At 62.3% G+C, this 18,081-nt stretch carries 17 protein-coding genes; 2 read left to right on the top strand and 15 right to left on the bottom strand.

The window, feature by feature from the left end:
* The 8 genes from pabC to ACMGG8_RS25610 form a co-directional block, all read right to left on the bottom strand.
* The gene (pabC, locus tag ACMGG8_RS25575; RefSeq protein ID WP_414158677.1) at positions 1 to 816 is read right to left on the bottom strand and encodes an aminodeoxychorismate lyase; all 816 of its coding nucleotides are present in this window, start codon (positions 814 to 816) and stop codon (positions 1 to 3) included.
* Positions 816 to 2,060 (bottom strand): beta-ketoacyl-ACP synthase II, encoded by a 1,245-nt coding sequence (fabF, locus tag ACMGG8_RS25580; RefSeq protein ID WP_060838241.1) that lies wholly within the window; start codon positions 2,058 to 2,060, stop codon positions 816 to 818. Before fabF ends, pabC begins: the two co-directional genes overlap by 1 nt.
* A 110-nt stretch (positions 2,061 to 2,170) precedes the next feature.
* On the bottom strand, positions 2,171 to 2,407 hold the full coding sequence (gene acpP / locus ACMGG8_RS25585) for an acyl carrier protein (RefSeq protein WP_003175607.1): 237 nt from the start codon (positions 2,405 to 2,407) through the stop codon (positions 2,171 to 2,173).
* 196 nt (positions 2,408 to 2,603) lie between these two features.
* The gene (gene fabG / locus ACMGG8_RS25590; RefSeq protein ID WP_047284730.1) at positions 2,604 to 3,344 is read right to left on the bottom strand and encodes a 3-oxoacyl-ACP reductase FabG; all 741 of its coding nucleotides are present in this window, start codon (positions 3,342 to 3,344) and stop codon (positions 2,604 to 2,606) included.
* A gap of 16 nt (positions 3,345 to 3,360) precedes the next feature.
* On the bottom strand, positions 3,361 to 4,299 hold the full coding sequence (fabD, locus tag ACMGG8_RS25595) for an ACP S-malonyltransferase (protein WP_016968270.1): 939 nt from the start codon (positions 4,297 to 4,299) through the stop codon (positions 3,361 to 3,363).
* 126 nt (positions 4,300 to 4,425) lie between these two features.
* The gene (plsX, locus tag ACMGG8_RS25600; RefSeq protein ID WP_082729196.1) at positions 4,426 to 5,436 is read right to left on the bottom strand and encodes a phosphate acyltransferase PlsX; all 1,011 of its coding nucleotides are present in this window, start codon (positions 5,434 to 5,436) and stop codon (positions 4,426 to 4,428) included.
* A 3-nt stretch (positions 5,437 to 5,439) separates the two neighbouring features.
* Positions 5,440 to 5,622: a 50S ribosomal protein L32 gene (gene rpmF, locus ACMGG8_RS25605; RefSeq protein ID WP_003179396.1), complete on the bottom strand. Its 183-nt coding sequence runs from the start codon at positions 5,620 to 5,622 to the stop codon at positions 5,440 to 5,442.
* Positions 5,623 to 5,635: 13 nt separating this feature from the next.
* On the bottom strand, positions 5,636 to 6,163 hold the full coding sequence (locus ACMGG8_RS25610) for a YceD family protein (RefSeq protein WP_009047832.1): 528 nt from the start codon (positions 6,161 to 6,163) through the stop codon (positions 5,636 to 5,638).
* Between the two features lie 105 nt (positions 6,164 to 6,268).
* On the opposite strand from ACMGG8_RS25610, the gene ACMGG8_RS25615 reads away from it, so the two are divergent.
* Positions 6,269 to 6,847: a Maf family protein gene (locus ACMGG8_RS25615; RefSeq protein WP_060838238.1), complete on the top strand. Its 579-nt coding sequence runs from the start codon at positions 6,269 to 6,271 to the stop codon at positions 6,845 to 6,847.
* 55 nt (positions 6,848 to 6,902) lie between these two features.
* On the opposite strand, the gene sppA is transcribed toward ACMGG8_RS25615, so the two are convergent.
* From sppA to rluC, 3 genes are read right to left on the bottom strand one after another with little or no spacing between them, the layout of a single operon-like run.
* Positions 6,903 to 7,892 carry a signal peptide peptidase SppA gene (gene sppA, locus ACMGG8_RS25620; RefSeq protein ID WP_060842861.1) on the bottom strand — a complete coding sequence of 330 codons (990 nt, stop codon included), beginning with the start codon at positions 7,890 to 7,892 and terminating at the stop codon, positions 6,903 to 6,905.
* A gap of 21 nt (positions 7,893 to 7,913) precedes the next feature.
* A complete protein-coding gene (locus tag ACMGG8_RS25625) occupies positions 7,914 to 8,576 on the bottom strand; it encodes an HAD-IA family hydrolase (protein ID WP_414158678.1) in 663 nt (220 codons plus the stop codon).
* Positions 8,566 to 9,522: a 23S rRNA pseudouridine(955/2504/2580) synthase RluC gene (rluC, locus tag ACMGG8_RS25630; protein ID WP_016965316.1), complete on the bottom strand. Its 957-nt coding sequence runs from the start codon at positions 9,520 to 9,522 to the stop codon at positions 8,566 to 8,568. The genes ACMGG8_RS25625 and rluC overlap by 11 nt, the downstream gene beginning before the upstream one ends.
* 715 nt (positions 9,523 to 10,237) lie before the next feature.
* Between rluC and rne the strand changes: the two genes are divergently transcribed.
* The gene (gene rne / locus ACMGG8_RS25635; protein WP_414158679.1) at positions 10,238 to 13,501 is read left to right on the top strand and encodes a ribonuclease E; all 3,264 of its coding nucleotides are present in this window, start codon (positions 10,238 to 10,240) and stop codon (positions 13,499 to 13,501) included.
* 62 nt (positions 13,502 to 13,563) lie between these two features.
* Here the strand turns inward: rne and ACMGG8_RS25640 are convergent, their stop codons facing one another.
* The 4 genes from ACMGG8_RS25640 to ACMGG8_RS25655 are packed head-to-tail and all read right to left on the bottom strand — an operon-like array spanning position 13,564 to position 17,934.
* Positions 13,564 to 14,160 carry a nucleotidyltransferase family protein gene (locus ACMGG8_RS25640; protein ID WP_103741206.1) on the bottom strand — a complete coding sequence of 199 codons (597 nt, stop codon included), beginning with the start codon at positions 14,158 to 14,160 and terminating at the stop codon, positions 13,564 to 13,566.
* On the bottom strand, positions 14,157 to 15,152 hold the full coding sequence (locus tag ACMGG8_RS25645; protein WP_414158680.1) for an XdhC family protein: 996 nt from the start codon (positions 15,150 to 15,152) through the stop codon (positions 14,157 to 14,159). The genes ACMGG8_RS25640 and ACMGG8_RS25645 overlap by 4 nt, the downstream gene beginning before the upstream one ends.
* Positions 15,152 to 17,467: a molybdopterin cofactor-binding domain-containing protein gene (locus tag ACMGG8_RS25650; protein ID WP_414158681.1), complete on the bottom strand. Its 2,316-nt coding sequence runs from the start codon at positions 17,465 to 17,467 to the stop codon at positions 15,152 to 15,154. The genes ACMGG8_RS25645 and ACMGG8_RS25650 overlap by 1 nt, the downstream gene beginning before the upstream one ends.
* On the bottom strand, positions 17,464 to 17,934 hold the full coding sequence (locus tag ACMGG8_RS25655) for a (2Fe-2S)-binding protein (RefSeq protein WP_016968267.1): 471 nt from the start codon (positions 17,932 to 17,934) through the stop codon (positions 17,464 to 17,466). Before ACMGG8_RS25655 ends, ACMGG8_RS25650 begins: the two co-directional genes overlap by 4 nt.
* Positions 17,935 to 18,081: the final 147 nt, after the last annotated feature.

Here is an 18,081-nt window from a genome sequence, read left to right on the forward strand (position 1 = left end):
TCAAGCATCCAGTAGTGCGCGGGTAATGCCCTGCAGTTTACGGGTGAGCGGTCCCGCCGACCAGCGCATCCCGGCACAGGCACGCACCGGCCAGATGCCATAGACGCTATTGCAGACGAAGACTTCGTCCGCCTGCTGCAACTGATCGAGGCTGATGTCCGTGACCTCCACGGAAATTCCCAGTGACGCGGCCTGAAACAGAATTTCCGCGCGCATCACCCCGGCCACCCCGCACCGGCTCAGGTCGGCGGTCAGCAAGCGCCCCTGGCTGACCAGGAACAGATTGCTGAACACCGCTTCGATCACTCGCCCGGCGCCATCGAGCATCAAGCCTTCGGCATGCTCGGCATCACGCCATTCGGCGCGAGCCAGCACCTGTTCCAGCCGGTTGAGATGCTTGAGGCCCGCCAGCAACGGCTGCTCGGATAAGCGCGTGGCACAGGGAAACAGCACAATGCCCTGCTCGGCATTGGCCGGGGGATAGGCCGGCAAGGCAGCGCCCTGGAGAATGCGTCGCGCCGTGGCTGCCGGATCGGCGGCATAGCCCCGCAGACTGTCGCCGCGGGTCAGGATCAGCTTGAGCACGCCCTCCCCCAAGGCCGCCGCATAGGCCAGCACTTCGTGGCGAATCAGTGCCTGATCGGCATTCAACGCCAGACGTCGACAACCTTCGGCCAAGCGCTGCAAGTGCCGCTCCAACAGTTGCGGCTGCCCGGATCTGACAGCGATGGTCTCGAACAGACCATCGCCATAGGCCAGGCCGCGGTCCTTGAGCGACACGGCGTCAGCCGGCCGACCGTCGACCCAGCAGTGCATCACTCGGAGAACCGGCGGAACACCAGGGAGCCGTTGGTGCCACCAAAACCGAAGGAGTTGGACAGCACCACATCAATGTCCATGCTGCGCGCAGTGTGCGGCACGAAATCGAGGTCGCAGCCCTCATCCGGCTCATCCAGGTTGATGGTGGGCGGCGCGACCTGGCTGTTGATGGCCAGCACGCTGAAGATCGCCTCGATCGCCCCGGCGGCACCCAGCAGGTGACCGGTCATGGACTTGGTGGAGCTGACTGCGAGCTTGTAGGCGTGCTCGCCAAACACGGTCTTGATCGCTTCGGCTTCTGCCAGGTCGCCGGCAGGGGTCGAAGTACCATGAGCGTTGATGTACTGCACCTGATCGACATTGAGTTTGGCGTCGCGCAAGGCATTGGCGATGCAGCGAGCGGCACCGGCGCCGTCGGCAGGAGGCGAAGTCATGTGATAGGCGTCGCCACTCATGCCGAAACCGATCAGCTCGGCGTAGATGGTGGCGCCACGAGCCTTGGCGTGCTCCAGCTCTTCGAGCACCAGGGCGCCGGCACCGTCGGACAACACGAAGCCATCACGCCCCTTGTCCCAGGGACGGCTGGCACGGGTCGGTTCGTCATTACGGGTCGACAGTGCACGGGACGCACCGAAGCCGCCCATGCCCAGGCCACAGGCGGCCATCTCGGCACCGCCGGCAATCATCACGTCGGCTTCACCGTAGGCAATGTTGCGCGCGGCCATGCCGATGCAGTGGGTGCCGGTGGTGCACGCCGTGGAAATAGCGTAGTTCGGCCCCTGGACACCCAGGTGGATGGACAGGAAACCGGAAATCATGTTGATGATCGAGCCCGGCACGAAGAATGGAGAAATCCGGCGCGGGCCGGAATCGTGCAGGGTGCGGCTGGTTTCCTCGATATTGGTCAAACCGCCAATACCCGAGCCCATGGCCACGCCGATGCGTTCACGGTTGGCATCGGTGACTTCCAGACCGGCGTTGCGCACCGCCTGAAATCCGGCCGCCAGACCGTACTGAATGAACAGGTCGAGTTTGCGAGCCTCTTTGGCCGACAGGTACTCCTCGACATTGAAGCCCTTTACCGAGCCGCCAAAACGGGTGGAATAGGCAGAAAGGTCGGTGTGTTCGATCAGACCAATGCCACTTTGGCCAGCCAGAATGCCCTGCCAACTACTCGGCACATCCGTACCCAGTGGCGACAACATACCCATACCGGTGACTACGACGCGTCTACGCGACACAGCACTCTCCTTTTTCTAATGACGACACTTTGTATCAGGCCTAAAGAAAAAACCGCACGCCGTAACGGCAGTGCGGTTTTTCCATGACAGCAAAAGACGACTAAAAACGATTAAGCCTGGTGGCTGGTAACGTAGTCGATAGCTGCTTGAACGGTAGTGATCTTTTCAGCTTCTTCGTCAGGGATTTCGGTCTCGAATTCCTCTTCCAGAGCCATCACCAGCTCAACGGTGTCAAGGGAGTCGGCACCCAGGTCTTCAACGAAGGAAGCGGTGTTCACAACTTCTTCTTCTTTAACGCCCAGTTGCTCAGCAACGATTTTCTTGACGCGCTCTTCGATGGTGCTCATACCTTGTTTTCACTCCTAATGGACAAATTCAGGCAGCTGGCCAGTGGGTAAGTGTATAGAAAGGCTTTTCAGCTTTTCAACTGAAAGCTTCGTCCCTCAAACCCTTTGGCCATCTGCCTATAAATTGATTGCAGCTTTATAACGGATTTTAGACAGCTCGTATGACATTTTTTTGAAGCAATCCGTCACATTTGACTCACATATACATCCCGCCATTGACCGGGATTGTAGCCCCAGTAACGTATGCCGCACCGTCGGATGCCAGAAAAGCGACCACTTGCGCGATCTCTTGAGCCTGACCCAGACGACCCAGCGGAATTTGCGTCAGCAGGGCTTCACGCTGTGCTTCCGGCAACTCGCGGGTCATATCGGTGTCGATAAAACCTGGAGCAACCGAGTTCACAGTGATCGACCGCGAACCCACTTCACGCGCCAGGGCACGGCTGAAACCTTCCAGACCGGCTTTGGCGGCGGCGTAGTTTACTTGGCCGGCGTTGCCCATGGCACCCACAACCGAGCCAATACTGATAATTCGACCCCAACGAGCCTTGGTCATGCCGCGCAGAACGCCCTTGGACAGGCGGTACAAGCTGTTCAGGTTGGTATCGACCACGTCGTACCACTCGTCATCTTTCATGCGCATCATCAAGTTGTCGCGGGTGATGCCGGCGTTGTTCACCAGAATCGCCGGCGCACCGAACTGCTCAGTGATGCTGGCCAGCACTGCAGCCACGGACTCGTCGCTGGTGACATTGAGCTCAAGGCCGGTGCCCTGAATGCCGTTTTCCTTGAGGGTAGCGGCGATGCGCTCGGCACCGGAGGCGGAAGTGGCTGTGCCCACCACGATAGCGCCCATACGACCCAGCTCAAGCGCGATGGCCTGGCCGATACCACGGCTGGCGCCGGTCACCAGTGCAACTTTACCTTGCAGACTCATGCAAGCTTCTCCTAGTTCAGGCCAACGCTGCACGGGCGGCAGCGAAGGCATCTGGGGTATTCAGGTTAGAGGTCGACACGCCTTCGGCGCAGCGCTTGTTGAGACCGGCCAGGACCTTGCCCGGACCGCATTCCACCAGCTGGGTGGCGCCTTGGGCTGCCAGGGTCTGTACCGACTCGACCCAGCGCACAGGCTTGTACAGCTGCTCCAGCAGATCGCGCTTGAGAGTATCGAGGTCGGCCGCTACGGCGGCGCTGACATTCTGTACCAGAGGAATCTGCGGCGCCTGCCAGTTGATCGCCGCGATCGACTCGGCAAAACGTTCAGCCGCAGGGCGCATCAGCTCGCAATGGGACGGCACGCTGACCGGCAGCGGCATGGCGCGCTTGGCACCGCGGGCCTTGCAGCCCTCGATGGCACGGTCCACCGCCGCCTTGGCACCGGCAATGACCACCTGGCCCGGGGAGTTGTAGTTCACCGCACTGACCACTTCACCTTGCGCCGCTTCTGCGCAGGCCGCCACGACATCGGCGTCATCCAGACCAAGAATCGCCGCCATGCCGCCTTGACCTGCCGGCACAGCTTCCTGCATCAGCTGACCACGACGTTCGACCAGCTTGACCGCCTCAGCCAGAGTCAGGCTGCCAGCCGCCACCAGGGCGCTGTATTCACCCAGGCTGTGACCCGCAACGAAGGCCGGACGCGCGCCACCCTCGGCCAACCAGACGCGCCACAGGGCGATGGAGGCGGTGAGGATGGCCGGTTGAGTCTTGTCGGTTTGATTGAGCAGCTCTTCGGGACCTTGCTGGGTCAGAGCCCAGAGGTCGTAGCCCAGAGCATCGGAGGCTTCCTTGAATGTGTCGAGGATCAGTGGGTACTGCGCGCCCAACTCGGCCAACATGCCGAGGGACTGCGAGCCCTGTCCTGGAAAGACGAATGCGAGGGATGCAGACATGTAACAAGCCCCTAATGATCTTGTCGTCGGAGAATTGACGTCACACCGCAGTGGACGCAAGAAACTGACAGTTGGATGGCCAATTGAACTGAGCGGTCACATTTAAGCACTCCACAGGATAAACGCCTAAAGCAACAGATCTTCAAGGCGCCCGTGCAGGCGTCGCGGCAAGTCTTCCTGGATTTCGATCAGCGCGCGCTGAATTGCACTCTGAAACCCCTGAACACCCGCAGAACCGTGGCTTTTCACCACTATTCCCTGCAACCCGAGAAAGCTCGCCCCATTGTGCCGAGCCGGCGCCAGGTCCGCCTGCAATCGCCGCATGAGCGGCAAGGCCAGCGCACCGACAGCCCGGGACAGCAGATTCCGCCTGAACAATGCCTCGATACGGGCAGCGATCATGGTGGCCAGCCCCTCGCTGGACTTGAGCAGGATGTTGCCGACAAAACCGTCGCACACCACCACATCCGCCTCGCCGCGATACAGTCCGTCACCCTCGACGAAGCCTATGTAGTTCAGACCCCGCGCCTGCTGAAGCAGGCTCGCCGCCAGCTTGACCTGCTGGTTGCCCTTGATGTCTTCGGTGCCGATGTTCAGCAAGGCCACTCTTGGCCGCACTATGCCCAGGCATTGCGCTGCAACCGAACCCATGATTGCGAATTGCAACAGGTGCTCGGCACTGCAATCGACGTTGGCCCCCAGATCCAGCAACTGGCAATAGCCACGCTGAGTGGGAATCGCCGCCACCATCGCCGGACGGTCGATGCCAGGCAGGGTTTTGAGCACATAGCGCGACAACGCCATCAGCGCCCCGGTATTGCCGGCACTGACGCAGGCCTGGACCTTTTCATCCCGCAATAGCTCAAGCGCCACCCGCATCGAAGAATCGGGCTTACCGCGCAGAGCCTGGGCAGGCTTCTCGTCCATGGTGATCACTTCACTGGCAGGAGCGATTGTCAGGCGCGCGCGATCCACAGCCGAATGGCCGGAGAGCAGATCTTCAAGAAGGGAGGGTTGACCCACCAGGGTCAGATGCAGCGAGGGGGTAGCAGACAGGCAAGCAATACTGGCCTGAACAATGCTGCGGGGACCGAAGTCCCCGCCCATTGCGTCAATCGCGATGACTTGAGCGGACAAGGATTACTCGTCAGCGCCCTTGTCGATCACTTTACGACCACGGTATACGCCTTCTGGCGATACGTGGTGACGCAGGTGAACTTCACCGGTGGTCTTTTCTACGGACAGAGTGCTTGCCTCGAGAGCATCGTGGGAGCGACGCATGTCACGGGCAGAGCGGGATTTTTTGTTCTGCTGAACAGCCATAATTGATTAACTCCTAAACGTTTGGGTCACGCTTTAACTGCGCCAATACACTGAACGGGTTGGACCGCGTTACCTCGTCCTCGCTCGGTTCGGGCTCATCGAGCCCCGCCGGCTGCTGGCATTCTTCCGGATGATGAGCAGGCACGATGGGCAAGGCAAGCAAAAGCTCCTCCTCGATCAACGCCTGCAGATCCAAAGGATCTTCGCCCAGTTCCAGCACGTCATAACCTTTCGGCAACGACTGGGTATTCGCACCCTCCTTCACCACGGCGTAACTGCACTCGCTGTGGATCGGCAGGGTGACCAGCTCAAGACAACGCTGGCAAACCATTTTGACTTCGACGTCGATGGAGCTGTGGATAACTACAGCTTTACGCTCGTCACGCTCGAAAACGAATTTAGCCTGCACCGTACCGACATTGTCGGAAAGCGGGTCGCAGAGTCTCTCCAAATCGGCCAGCAGCAGTTCACCTTGAAGGGTGGTGCCACGGTCAGCCAATTTGCGCGGGTCAACGTGAGGTGGAATCGGGTCATTCAACATAGGCGCAGCATTATAGGGATGCCCCCAGCCATGTCAAAGGAAATTCAGCCCTGTCCGTCACTTGCCGGCCCCGCTAGAATTCCCGCCCCATCCCAGGAGATGCGCATGCTGCCTTTATTACTCGCCTCGAGCTCGGTCTATCGCCGGGAATTGCTGTCCCGCCTGCAACTGCCCTTTACCTGCAGCTCTCCCGATATCGACGAAAGCCACCGACCAGGGGAGCCCGCCATGGCACTGGTGAAACGCCTGGCGGAAGAAAAGGCCCGCGCCCTTGCAGCCACACACCCGGATCACCTGATCATCGGCTCGGACCAGGTAGCGGTACTGGGGGAACGCATCATCGGCAAACCCCACACCTTCGACAAGGCACGCCAGCAACTGCTGGACGCCAGCGGCGCCAGCGTGACCTTCCTCACCGGCCTGGCCCTGCTCAACAGCCGGACAGGCCACTGCCAGGTCGACTGCGTCCCCTTCACCGTGCATATGCGCACCCTCGACCAGCAACGCATCGAGCGCTACCTGCACGCCGAGCAACCCTTCGACTGCGCCGGCAGCTTCAAGGCCGAAGGCCTGGGAGTCAGCCTATTCCAGAGCACCACCGGCAGCGACGCCACCAGCCTGGTAGGCCTGCCATTGATCCGCCTGGTGGACATGCTGCTAGCCGAAGGCGTGGCCATCCCCTGACCAGACACTAAAAAGCCGGCACTCTGGCCGGCTTGGTTTGTTCAGTACCGCACAATCAGCGCAAGGCCGGCCCCTGAAAGCCCATCCACATGGCGATCTGTTCAGCCACGCTGGCGCCCAGCTTCTTCGAGAAGCGATCGAGTGGCGACTCCTGGACAGTGAAGTCCACCAGCTCTTTTTCACCAATCACGTCCCGCGCCACCGAGCTGGTATTACCCAGGCCGTCGATCAAGCCCAGTTGCAACGCCTGCTCACCGGACCAGACCAACCCCGAGAACAGCTCAGGATGCTCTTTATCCTTGAGGCGCTCGCCACGCCCCTGCTTGACGCTGGCTATGAACTGACGGTGAGTGGTGTCCAGCACGCCCTGCCAGAACTGAGTTTCATCAGGTTTCTGTGGCTGGAACGGATCGAGGAACGACTTGTGTTCGCCGGAAGTGTAGGTACGACGCTCGACCCCCAATTTCTCCATGGCGCCGACAAACCCGTACCCGGCCGCCGTAACGCCGATGGAGCCCACCAGACTCGCCTTGTCGGCATAGATCTCATCGGCAGCACTGGCGATGTAGTAAGCACCAGAAGCCCCCAGATCAGAGATCACCGCATAGACCTTGGTGTCCTTGTGCAAAGCCCGCAGACGACGAATCTCGTCATAGACGTAGCCAGACTGCACCGGACTGCCGCCAGGGCTGTTGATGCGCAGAACAATACCCTTGACCTTGGGATCATCGAAGGCGGTGCGCAGACTGCCGACGATATTGTCCGCACTGGCCGACTCCTTATCGGCAATCACACCCGTGACATCGATCACCGCGGTGTAGCTGCCGCCACGAGCCGCGTTCTTTTCCATGGTCATCAGCGGCGTGAACAAAGCCAACGCCACAAACAGATACACAAAGGTCAGCAGCTTGAAGAAGATCCCCCAGCGCCGCGAACGACGCTGCTCCTGGACACCGGCCAGGAGCGTCTTTTCCAGCAGCTTCCAGCTCTTGTCATCACTCTCTTCAGCGCCCGCCTTGCTTGGCGCTTTCCATTCGTCGCTCATGCCTGCTACCCCAGCAAAAACTTATTCGGCAGCCTGACTCAGCCAGGCATGCAATTGAGGAAAACGGTCGATGGACAAGCGCGGCTCGAAAGCCCGCAAAGCCTCGATGGACTGAGCACCGTAGCTCACAGCCACCGAATCCATGCCGGCATTGCGCGCCATCAACAGATCAAAGGAGGAATCGCCAACCATCAGAGCCTGCCTTGGGCCGACTCCGCAATGAGCAAGAATTTCCTCCAGCATCAACGGATGAGGCTTGCTCGCGGTTTCGTCGGCCGCCCGGGTGATATCGAAATATTCTTCCCAGCCATGGGCCTTCAGCACCCGATCCAATCCGCGCCGAGCCTTGCCCGTGGCAACTGCCAACCGATAACCCTCGGCCCGGAAAGCCTCCAGAGACTGCACCACGCCAGCAAACAACGGCGAAGGCTCAGCCTCCAGCGCGATGTAGTGATCCGCGTAATGCTGACGAAAGGCCACCAACTGACCCTCGTCGATTTCGGGATACAAGGTACGAATCGCCTCCGGCAAGCCAAGACCGATGATGCCCTTGACGGCAAAATCGTCACGCCGGGGAAAACCGGAGCGATCGGCCGACACATGCATCGACTCGACAATCCGACCAATGGAATCCGCCAGAGTGCCGTCCCAATCGAAGATCAACAGCTGGTAATCAGGGTGCACTCAAGCGCTCCACGGTCTTGGCCCACATTTCATCCACTGGCGCCTGCAGCTTCAGCTCGCCGCCATCAGGCAGCGGCACCGTCAACATATAGGCATGAAGGAACAGGCGCTTGCCGCCCAATTCGCGAATCTCGCGGGTGAAATCATCGTCGCCGTACTTGCTGTCACCGGCAATGCAGTGCCCGGCATGCAGGGTGTGCACGCGAATCTGGTGAGTGCGACCAGTCACCGGCTTGGCCTCGACCATGGTGGCGAACTCGCCGAAGCGGCGCAGCACCTTGAACACCGTCAAGGCCTCCTTCCCTTCTTCATTGACCTCCACCATGCGCTCGCCAGAACGCAGGTTGCTCTTGAGCAAAGGCGCGCGCACCTGCTTCAGGGCCGTTGCCCAGTGGCCACGCACCAGTGCCATGTAGCGCTTGTCCACACCATCACCACGCAGCGCGGCGTGCAGGTGGCGCAACATGCTGCGCTTCTTCGCGATCATCAGCAGGCCGGAGGTGTCGCGATCGAGGCGATGCACCAGCTCCAGCTCCTTGGCATCCGGACGCAACTGACGAAAGGCTTCGATCACACCGAAATTAAGGCCGCTGCCGCCGTGCACGGCAATGCCGGCGGGCTTGTTGATCACAATCAGCGCCTTGTCTTCAAAGACAATCGAGGCTTCCAGTCGCTGCAACAACCCTTGAGCCAGCGGCACCGGCTCGTCGCGCTCGGGCACGCGCACCGGCGGCACGCGCACCACATCACCGGCCTGCAGCTTGTACTCGGGCTTGATCCGTCCCTTGTTCACCCGCACTTCGCCTTTACGCAAAATGCGATAAATCAAGGTCTTGGGCACGCCTTTGAGTCGCGCGAGAAGGAAGTTATCAATACGTTGGCCGGCATATTCCGGCGAGACCTCAAGCAATTGAACGCCTGGAGTCGAGGGGGCAGTAGTCGTCATGGCGCGAATGATAACAATTTTTTATGGATTTGAAGCACTTAATGATTGCTGCTATAGTCGCGAACGCCGCCAAAAGCGGCTGGACAGCGGAACAGCGGCAACTAGCCGGCCCTGACCAACGCAATTCATAAGGACGCAAGGCCGTCCTACGCAGCTCTCGCTACATACCGGAAGAGTCTGACGTTGTAACAAGCGCAGGTGACATGAGGCCTGAAACCCGTAAAAAGCAGAGTTATCACTCGCCTTTTATGCAGCGATTAACGGCCAGTTCACAAAGTGCAGTCAGCGCCTGACAACCCCAAGCGAAGGTTGTGGAAACAACGCCTTTAGCCATGATGCGTGACCTCCCCTTTCGGAGTTCACGGTAAATGCCAACCCGCTGCGGATTCTGCGCGCGGCAGCACCCGAATTATCAGGGATACGTGTAGGGTGGAGATGCACAACCGTCGGACTGTGTAGCATTAGGCTTTATTCAAGACGCTTCATCTCGTCCACAGTCGCCGGTTGATTCCTCCTCCTGACAGACTTTTGCTTAAGCGGTGCCTTAGTCACCACAGCAAGCAGGACGCGTGAGTCGCGACTTCGTTCTTAGTTATTCGGACGAACCTCGCTAGACACTCGAGTGGTCAACCACTCCTGACGCACCTGACACCGACCGTGAGAAGTCGTGTGTGCCGAACGCCGTTTCCGGCAGCCCGGAAACCGACGGTACTACATGAAAAGAATGCTGATTAACGCAACTCAACCCGAAGAGTTGCGTGTTGCCCTGGTAGACGGCCAGCGCCTCTACGATCTGGACATCGAGTCCGGTGCACGCGAGCAGAAAAAGGCCAACATCTATAAAGGCCGCATCACTCGCATCGAACCAAGCCTCGAGGCTGCCTTTGTCGACTTCGGCTCTGAGCGCCACGGCTTCCTGCCCCTCAAAGAAATCTCCCGCGAATACTTCAAGAAAGCCCCCGAAGGCCGCGTCAACATCAAGGACGTCCTGAGCGAAGGCCAGGAAGTCATCGTCCAGGTCGAGAAAGAAGAGCGTGGCAACAAGGGCGCCGCCCTGACCACCTTCATCAGCCTCGCCGGTCGCTACCTGGTACTGATGCCGAACAACCCGCGTGCCGGCGGCATCTCCCGCCGCATCGAAGGCGAAGAGCGCAACGAACTGCGTGAAGCGCTGAACGGCCTGGTAGCTCCTGCCGACATGGGCCTGATCGTGCGCACTGCCGGCCTGGGCCGCAGCAGCGAAGAGATGCAGTGGGACCTGGATTACCTGCTGCAACTCTGGACCGCCATCAAGGAAGCCTCCCTGGATCGCTCCGCGCCATTCCTGATCTACCAGGAAAGCAACGTGATCATCCGCGCGATCCGCGACTACCTGCGCCAGGACATCGGCGAAGTGCTGATCGACAGCGTTGAAGCCCAGGACGAAGCCCTGACCTTCATCCGCCAGGTGATGCCGCAGTACGCCAGCAAGATCAAGCTGTACGAAGACAGCGTGCCGCTGTTCAACCGCTTCCAGATCGAAAGCCAGATCGAAACCGCCTTCCAGCGCGTGGTCGAACTGCCTTCCGGCGGCTCCATCGTCATCGACCCGACCGAAGCCCTGGTGTCCATCGACATCAACTCGGCTCGCGCCACCAAAGGCAGCGACATCGAAGAAACCGCTCTGCAGACCAACCTGGAAGCAGCGGAAGAAATCGCTCGCCAACTGCGTCTGCGTGATATCGGCGGCCTGATCGTCATCGACTTCATCGACATGACCCCAGCCAAGAACCAGCGCGCCGTGGAAGAAAAAGTCCGCGAATGCCTGGAAGCCGACCGCGCCCGCGTGCAGATCGGCCGCATCTCGCGCTTCGGCCTGCTGGAAATGTCCCGTCAGCGCCTGCGCCCCTCCCTGGGCGAAAGCAGCGGCATCGTCTGCCCACGCTGCAATGGCACCGGCATCATCCGTGACGTCGAATCGCTGTCCCTGGCGATCCTGCGCCTGATCGAAGAAGAAGCCCTGAAAGACCGCACCGCCGAAGTTCGCGCCCAAGTGCCGATTCCGGTCGCCGCCTTCCTGCTCAACGAAAAACGCAACTCGATCACCAAGATCGAACTGCGCACCCGTGCCCGCATCGTCATCCTGCCGAACGATCACCTCGAAACGCCGCACTTCGAAGTCCAGCGTCTGCGCGATGACAGCCCGGAAGCCAACACCAACCAGTCCAGCTACGAAATCGCCGCGGCCGCAGCCGAAGCCGAAGAAGTGCAGCCAGCCGCCGCCACCCGCACCCTGGTTCGCCAGGAAGCCGCGGTGAAGACCGCACCGGCCCGCGCCAATGCCCCTGTGCCGACCGAAGCCGTCGCTCCGGTTGCCGCTCCAGCCCCGGTTGCTGCCGAGCCAAGCCTGTTCAAAGGCCTGGTCAAGTCCCTGGTCAGCCTGTTCGCCTCCAAGGAAGAGCCGGCCGCTCCGGTCGTGGTCGAGAAGCCGGCAACCGAGCGCCCTGCCCGCAACAACGAAGAGCAGCGTCGCAACGGCCGTCAACAGAGCCGTAACCGCAACGGTCGCCGCGACGAAGAGCGCAAGCCACGTGAAGAACGTGCACCGCGTGAAGAGCGCGCACCACGGGAAGAGCGTCAACCTCGCGAAGTGCGTGAAGCTCGCGAAGAAGTCCAAGGTGTAGCCCGCGAAGAACGCGCACCGCGTGCTCCGCGCGAAGAGCGTCAACCACGCGCCCCACGTGAAGACCGCAAGCCACGCGGCGAGCGTGAAGAGCGTGTTCGCGAACTGCGCGAGCCTCTGGATGCCGCTCCGGCCGCAGCCGCTGCTACCGCCGCCGTTGCCGTTGCCGTTGCCGAAGAACGCCCGGCTCGTCCGCCACGGGAAGAGCGCCAGCCGCGTCCGCCGCGCGAAGAGCGTCAGCCACGCGCCGAACAGGCTCAGGCAGCTGCCGCCAGCGAAGAAGAAGCACTGCCGAACGAAGAGCAACTGCAGGAAGAAGGCCAGGACAACGCCGACGGCGAACGTCCACGCCGTCGCTCCCGCGGCCAGCGTCGTCGCAGCAACCGTCGCGAGCGTCAGCGTGATGCCAACGGCAACGTGATCGAGGGTTCGGAAGAGAACGCCGAAGAGCCAAGCAGCGCCGATCTGGCCGCCGGCCTCGCGGTCACTGCCGCTGTTGCCAGCACCGCCATCAGCGCCAACGCTGAAGCACAAGCGCATCAGCAAGCCGAACGCGCGACCGCCGCTGTTGCAGAGCAGGCTCCGCAAGCACCTGTGGTCGAAGCCACTACTGAAGTGGAAGCGCCGGCTGCTCCAGCTGTTGAACTGGCCCCAGTTGAACAGGCCCCAGCGGCCGAAGTTGCTCCGGTTGTTGCAGAGCAGCCTCAGGTTGAAGTCGCCGCCGAACCCGCCGTGACTGTCGAAGCACAACCTGTGGTAGCCGAGCAGCCTGTTGCAGAACCTGCGGTCCAGGCGCCGGTGGTTGAGGAAACAGCCATCGAGCCTGCCCAGGAAGCTCCGGCCCCGGCCGCTGAACCTGTTGCCATCGAGCAGCCAGTGATTGCCCAGCAGCCTGCCCAGGCTGAAGAGCCTGCACCGGCTGTTGCCCCTGCCGTCACCGAAGCCCCGGCTCCAGTGGTTGAAGCGGCTCCGGTGAGCGCCCTGACCAGCAACGGTCGCGCACCAAACGATCCGCGCGAAGTGCGCCGTCGCAAGCGTGAAGCCGAGCGTCTGCAGAAGGAAGCCGAGCTGGCTGCCGCTGCCGCCCCGGTTGAAGCGCTGGCTGCTGCCGAACCCGCTCCGGTCGAAGCGCCAGTGGTGGTCGAAGCCGCTCCAGCGCCTGTCGAGGCGGCTGAAGCAGCATCTGCGCCGGTCACCGAACCTGTGGCAGAGCAACCTGCCCCGGTGGTGGAAGAGGCACCGCACAACGTCGAGCACGCCGTTGAGCACGTAGCCCACACCGAGGAAAAGCAGCACGAGCCTAAACCTCTCGCCTGACTCCATCGGCAATGAAAAAGCCCCGCCCGGGTAACCGGGCGGGGCTTTTTCATGCCCGCCATTCAATGCTCGCGAAACACCAGCGCTGCCGGCAGATCCACATCCCACACCACGCCCGGGTCGCTCAAGGGCACTTCGACCACCTTGCCCGCAGCAAACAGACACCTGGCGCCACGATCACCGGACAACCCCTGCAACGCAGCGGCATAAACCCGACCAAACCCCACCGGATGCCCCAGATCGTCCCCCAGCCGCGGCACGCTGATGTTCTCCTCGGTCAACCCCGCGATCACCCGCCTTATGCTGGCCGGCAGGATGAAAGGCATGTCCCCCAGCAACACCACCCAGCCATTGGCGTCGGCACTGGCCGCTACCGCAGCTGCCAGGCTGTGCCCCATGCCCGGCGAGTCCAGCAACAACACCTGACAACCATAAGCCCGCCCCAGCTCCGCCACCCGCGGCCGTCCCGGCGTCGTGACCAGCACCCGCCGTACCACTTCGGCAGGCAGGTTGACCAGCACCTGCTCCAGCACCGGCCGCTCTACGCCATCGCGCCCCACACAAGGCGCCAGCAACTTGTCCTGATCGTCTGCGAGCGCCTGCCGATAACGACTGCCCTGCCCCGCCGCCAGGATGATCGCGCAAGGCCAGGGACTCATCCGGCCACCTCGGCCACGCGCGCCACCGGCTGCTGCGACAGGGGCTCGACACCATTTTTCAGCGCCACGATCTGCGCCATCAGCGAAAGGGCAATCTCCGCCGGAGTATGACTGCCAATGTGCAGCCCCACCGGCCCGTGCAAGCGCTCGATGGCCGCGCTCGACAATCCCAGCAGGGCCAGATTGTCCCGGCGCTTCTGGCTATTGACCCGCGAACCCAGGGCGCCGACATAAAACGCCGGGGAATCGAGGGCCGTCAGCAACGCCATATCGTCCAGGCGCGGATCATGGGTCAGGGCCACCACCGCGGTGCGCTCATCCGGCTCGATACTCAACACCGCATCGTCGGGCATGCCGGCGACCAGGCGTCCATCCTGCTCCTCCCAGCCATGCACGAACTCCTGGCGCGGATCACAGACCAGCACCTCGAAATCCAAGAGACGCGCCATTTGCGCCACATAACGAGACAGCTGCCCGGCGCCGATCAGCAACAGGCGCCAGCGCGGTCCGTAGATCGCCCGCAGGGTGACACCGTCAAACGCCAGCTCATCCCGCTTGCCCGCTGCCTTGAGCAGCACCTGGCCGGTGCTCAGGTTCAACTCCCGGGCCACGATCTGATGCGCCGCGCAACGTCGCAGCAACTCGGCGACCCAGGACGGATCGCCGACCCGCTCCTCGGTCAAACGCAGGGTGCCGCCACAGGGCAGACCGAAACGCGCCGCCTCCTCCACCGTCACACCGTAAGTCACCAGTTGCACCGGCGGCCCCTGCGGTGCGAGACGCCCGTCCCCGAGGCGGCTGATCAGGTCGTCCTCGATGCAGCCGCCGGACACCGAGCCGATCACCACGCCGTCGTCGCGCAGGGCAAGCATGGCGCCCGGAGGGCGCGGCGCGCTGCCCCAGGTCTGGACCACGCTGTAGAGCAGCACCCCGCGCCCGGCACGGCGCCACTCCAGCACGCTGCGCAGGACATTCAGGTCGACACTGTCCATCAGGCACCCGCCTGCTGCCAGCCTTGCAACTGATAACGCACCGGCAGATTGCGGATGCGCTTACCGGTAGCGGCGAAGATCGCATTGCACAGAGCCGGGGCAATCGGCGGCACGCCGGGCTCGCCAACACCGCCCAACGGCACCTCCCCCGGCGGCGTTACCAGGTGCACCTGCACCTGCTTGGGCGCCAGGGACATGCGCGCCACCTCGTACATGTGGAAGTTGTCCTGCTGCACCTTGCCGTCCTTGAAGCTGATTTCCCCCAGCACCGCATTGCCCAGACCCATGACACAGGCGCCCTCAAACTGCGAGCGGATACGCTCGGGGTTGATCTGCGGGCCGCAATCCACGGCGATGTCGGCCTGGTGCACAATCAGCGTGCCATCGTCCTTGACCTCCACCTCGATCACCGCTGCCACATAGGTCACGAAGCTGTAGTGCATCGCCAGCCCCAGGCCACGCCCCTTGGGCAGCGAGCGGCCCCACCCGGCGGCCTTGGCCGCGGTTTCCAGTACCGCACGCATGCGCCCGGTGTCGATCGGGTAACGCTCCGGGGACTCGCCGTAATTCCACTCTTCGCTCAGGGTTCGCGGATCGATCTGACGGTCCGGCCCCAGCAGCTTGAGCTGGTACTTCAGTGGGTCCTGGCCCGCCTTGTGGGCCAGTTCGTCGACAAAACTCTGAATGGCGAAGCCGTGGGGAATGTTCGACACCGAGCGATACCAGCCCACCCGGGTATGGGCCGCAGCTTCGGGGTTTTCCAGGCGCACATTGGGAATCGCATAGGCCATGTTGGTGAAGCCCATGCCCAGCTCGAAGGCGCCCTCGTGGTTCATCCCCGGGGCGAACAGCGCGGTGATGCTCGGGGCCACGGTGCGATGCAGCCATGCGGCGGGCATGCCGTCCTCGTTCAAGCCGGCCTTGAGGTACTCCGCCGACACGGTATGGAAATAGGAGTGATGGATATCGTCCTCCCGGGTCCACTGCACCCGCACCGCCTTGCCGGGAAAGGCCTTGGCCAGGATGGCCGCCTCCAGAATGAAGTCCGGCTTGGATTTGCGCCCGAAACCGCCGCCCAGCAGGGTGACATTGACCGTGACCTGATCAAAGCCGATGCCCAGGCGCTCGGCGATCCGCTCGCGGGTCACCTGAGGCGCCTGGCTCGGCGCCCAGGCTTCACAGCGCCCGTCGAGAAAGCGCGCCACCGCCACCATCGGCTCCATGGGGGCCTGGGCCAGGTGAGGCAGGTAATAAGTGGCCTCCAGACTGCTCTGGGCGTCGTTCATGGCCTCATCCGGATTACCGGTGCTGCGCACCACCTTGCCCGGCTTCTGTGCCGCCGCCTCCAGCTCCTTGCGGTATTCGACGGAGTTATAGCCGGCATTGACCCCATCGTCCCACTCGATCTTCAAGGCATCGCGGCCCTTGATTGCAGCCCAGGTATTGCTCGCCACCACCGCCACGCCCCCCAGGGGCTGGAACTCGGAAGGCACGGGGCGACTGTCGATGGGTATCACCTTGATCACTCCCGGCACCTTGAGGGCCGCACGCTCATCCACGGACTTGACCTTGCCGCCATAGACCGGGGGCCGCGCCACTGCCGCGAACAGCATGCCTTCAAAGTGCACATCGGCGCCGTACACCGCGCGGCCATTGACGATGTCCTGGCCGTCGATGGCGCGGGTCGCCTCCTTGCCGATATAGCGAAACTCCGACGGCTGCTTCAGGCGCAGACCGTCCCGGGCCGGAACCGCCAGAGCCGCCGCTGCTGCGGCCAGAGCGCCATAGCCCAGTTCGCGCCCGCTGGGGGTATGAACCACCTTGTGCAACTGCGCCCGACATTCGCTCGGCGGTACCTGCCACTGCGCGGCAGCCGCCTGCTCCAGCATGGTCCGCGCCGCGGCGCCGCAACGCCGCATGGGTTCGTACCAATGGCGCATGCTGCGCGAGCCATCGGTGTCCTGGTTGCCAAAACGCGCTTCGTCTCCGGGCGCCTGCCTGACCTTGACCTGGGCCCAATCGGCCTCCAGCTCATCCGCCACCACCATGCTCAGGCTGGTACGCACCCCCTGGCCCATCTCCGAACGGTTGCAGATCACCGTCACGCTGCCGTCGCCGGCAATGCTCACATAGACCTTGGGATCGTCGACCCAGCCGTGGGGCATGCCATCGGCGCCAAACTTCTGCTCTTCGGCAAACGCCTGCTGCCAGCCCCAACTGGCCGCCAGTACCAGGGCTCCGGTGGCGCCCACCCCCTTGAGAAAACCACGGCGACTAAGGTTGCAGAGGGCAAAATCACTGGGGAGCCGGTTCATGCCTTGGCCTCCTGCAGATGGTTGGCCGCCTGGCGGATCGCGGTCTTGATCCGGTTATAGGTGCCGCAGCGGCAGATATTGCCGAGCATCGCCTCTTCGATCTGTTCGTCACTGGGATTGGGATGGATCTTGAGCAGCGCCGTGGCGGACATGATCTGCCCGCCCTGGCAGTAGCCGCACTGGGCCACCGCCGTATCCAGCCAGGCTTGCTGCACCACCTGCCCCACCGGATCGTTGTGCAGGTAGTCGATGGTGCTGACATTCTTGCCCAGCACCGAGCCGACCGGGGTGATGCAGCTGCGCGCCGGGTCGCCGTCGACATGCACGGTGCAGGCACCGCACAAACCCATGCCGCAACCGAATTTGGTGCCGCTGTAACCCGCCACATCGCGGATGGCCCATAACAGCGGCATGTCCTCGGTGACGTCCAGGGGATGATCTTGACCGTTGAGCTTCAGGGTAATCATGGGCACGCCCGCATTCTATGAGGTGATGGGGTCGAGCCATCTGCCACGGGGCAACGCGGCTGCGGTGCGCGCAGATCGGCTCAGGCTAATCGGGCTCTCTTGTGAAGACGGGGCTTCACCGGGCCTTTGGGGACGACAAATACTTAC

This window comes from Pseudomonas sp. BNK-45 (assembly GCF_047456255.1).
Taxonomy (GTDB): domain Bacteria; phylum Pseudomonadota; class Gammaproteobacteria; order Pseudomonadales; family Pseudomonadaceae; genus Aquipseudomonas.

What these genes read in the sequence shown, in the direction of transcription:
- pabC (WP_414158677.1), bottom strand. Translation starts at nt 816, where the DNA reads ATGCACTGCTGGGTCGACGGTCGGCCGGCTGACGCCGTGTCGCTCAAG.
- ACMGG8_RS25645 (WP_414158680.1), bottom strand. Translation starts at nt 15,152, where the DNA reads ATGGACAGTGTCGACCTGAATGTCCTGCGCAGCGTGCTGGAGTGGCGC.
- acpP (WP_003175607.1), bottom strand. Translation starts at nt 2,407, where the DNA reads ATGAGCACCATCGAAGAGCGCGTCAAGAAAATCGTTGCTGAGCAACTG.
- rluC (WP_016965316.1), bottom strand. Translation starts at nt 9,522, where the DNA reads ATGACGACTACTGCCCCCTCGACTCCAGGCGTTCAATTGCTTGAGGTC.
- rne (WP_414158679.1), top strand. Translation starts at nt 10,238, where the DNA reads ATGAAAAGAATGCTGATTAACGCAACTCAACCCGAAGAGTTGCGTGTT.
- ACMGG8_RS25650 (WP_414158681.1), bottom strand. Translation starts at nt 17,467, where the DNA reads ATGAACCGGCTCCCCAGTGATTTTGCCCTCTGCAACCTTAGTCGCCGT.
- ACMGG8_RS25610 (WP_009047832.1), bottom strand. Translation starts at nt 6,163, where the DNA reads ATGTTGAATGACCCGATTCCACCTCACGTTGACCCGCGCAAATTGGCT.
- sppA (WP_060842861.1), bottom strand. Translation starts at nt 7,892, where the DNA reads ATGAGCGACGAATGGAAAGCGCCAAGCAAGGCGGGCGCTGAAGAGAGT.
- fabD (WP_016968270.1), bottom strand. Translation starts at nt 4,299, where the DNA reads ATGTCTGCATCCCTCGCATTCGTCTTTCCAGGACAGGGCTCGCAGTCC.
- ACMGG8_RS25655 (WP_016968267.1), bottom strand. Translation starts at nt 17,934, where the DNA reads ATGATTACCCTGAAGCTCAACGGTCAAGATCATCCCCTGGACGTCACC.
- fabG (WP_047284730.1), bottom strand. Translation starts at nt 3,344, where the DNA reads ATGAGTCTGCAAGGTAAAGTTGCACTGGTGACCGGCGCCAGCCGTGGT.
- ACMGG8_RS25640 (WP_103741206.1), bottom strand. Translation starts at nt 14,160, where the DNA reads ATGAGTCCCTGGCCTTGCGCGATCATCCTGGCGGCGGGGCAGGGCAGT.
- rpmF (WP_003179396.1), bottom strand. Translation starts at nt 5,622, where the DNA reads ATGGCTGTTCAGCAGAACAAAAAATCCCGCTCTGCCCGTGACATGCGT.
- ACMGG8_RS25615 (WP_060838238.1), top strand. Translation starts at nt 6,269, where the DNA reads ATGCTGCCTTTATTACTCGCCTCGAGCTCGGTCTATCGCCGGGAATTG.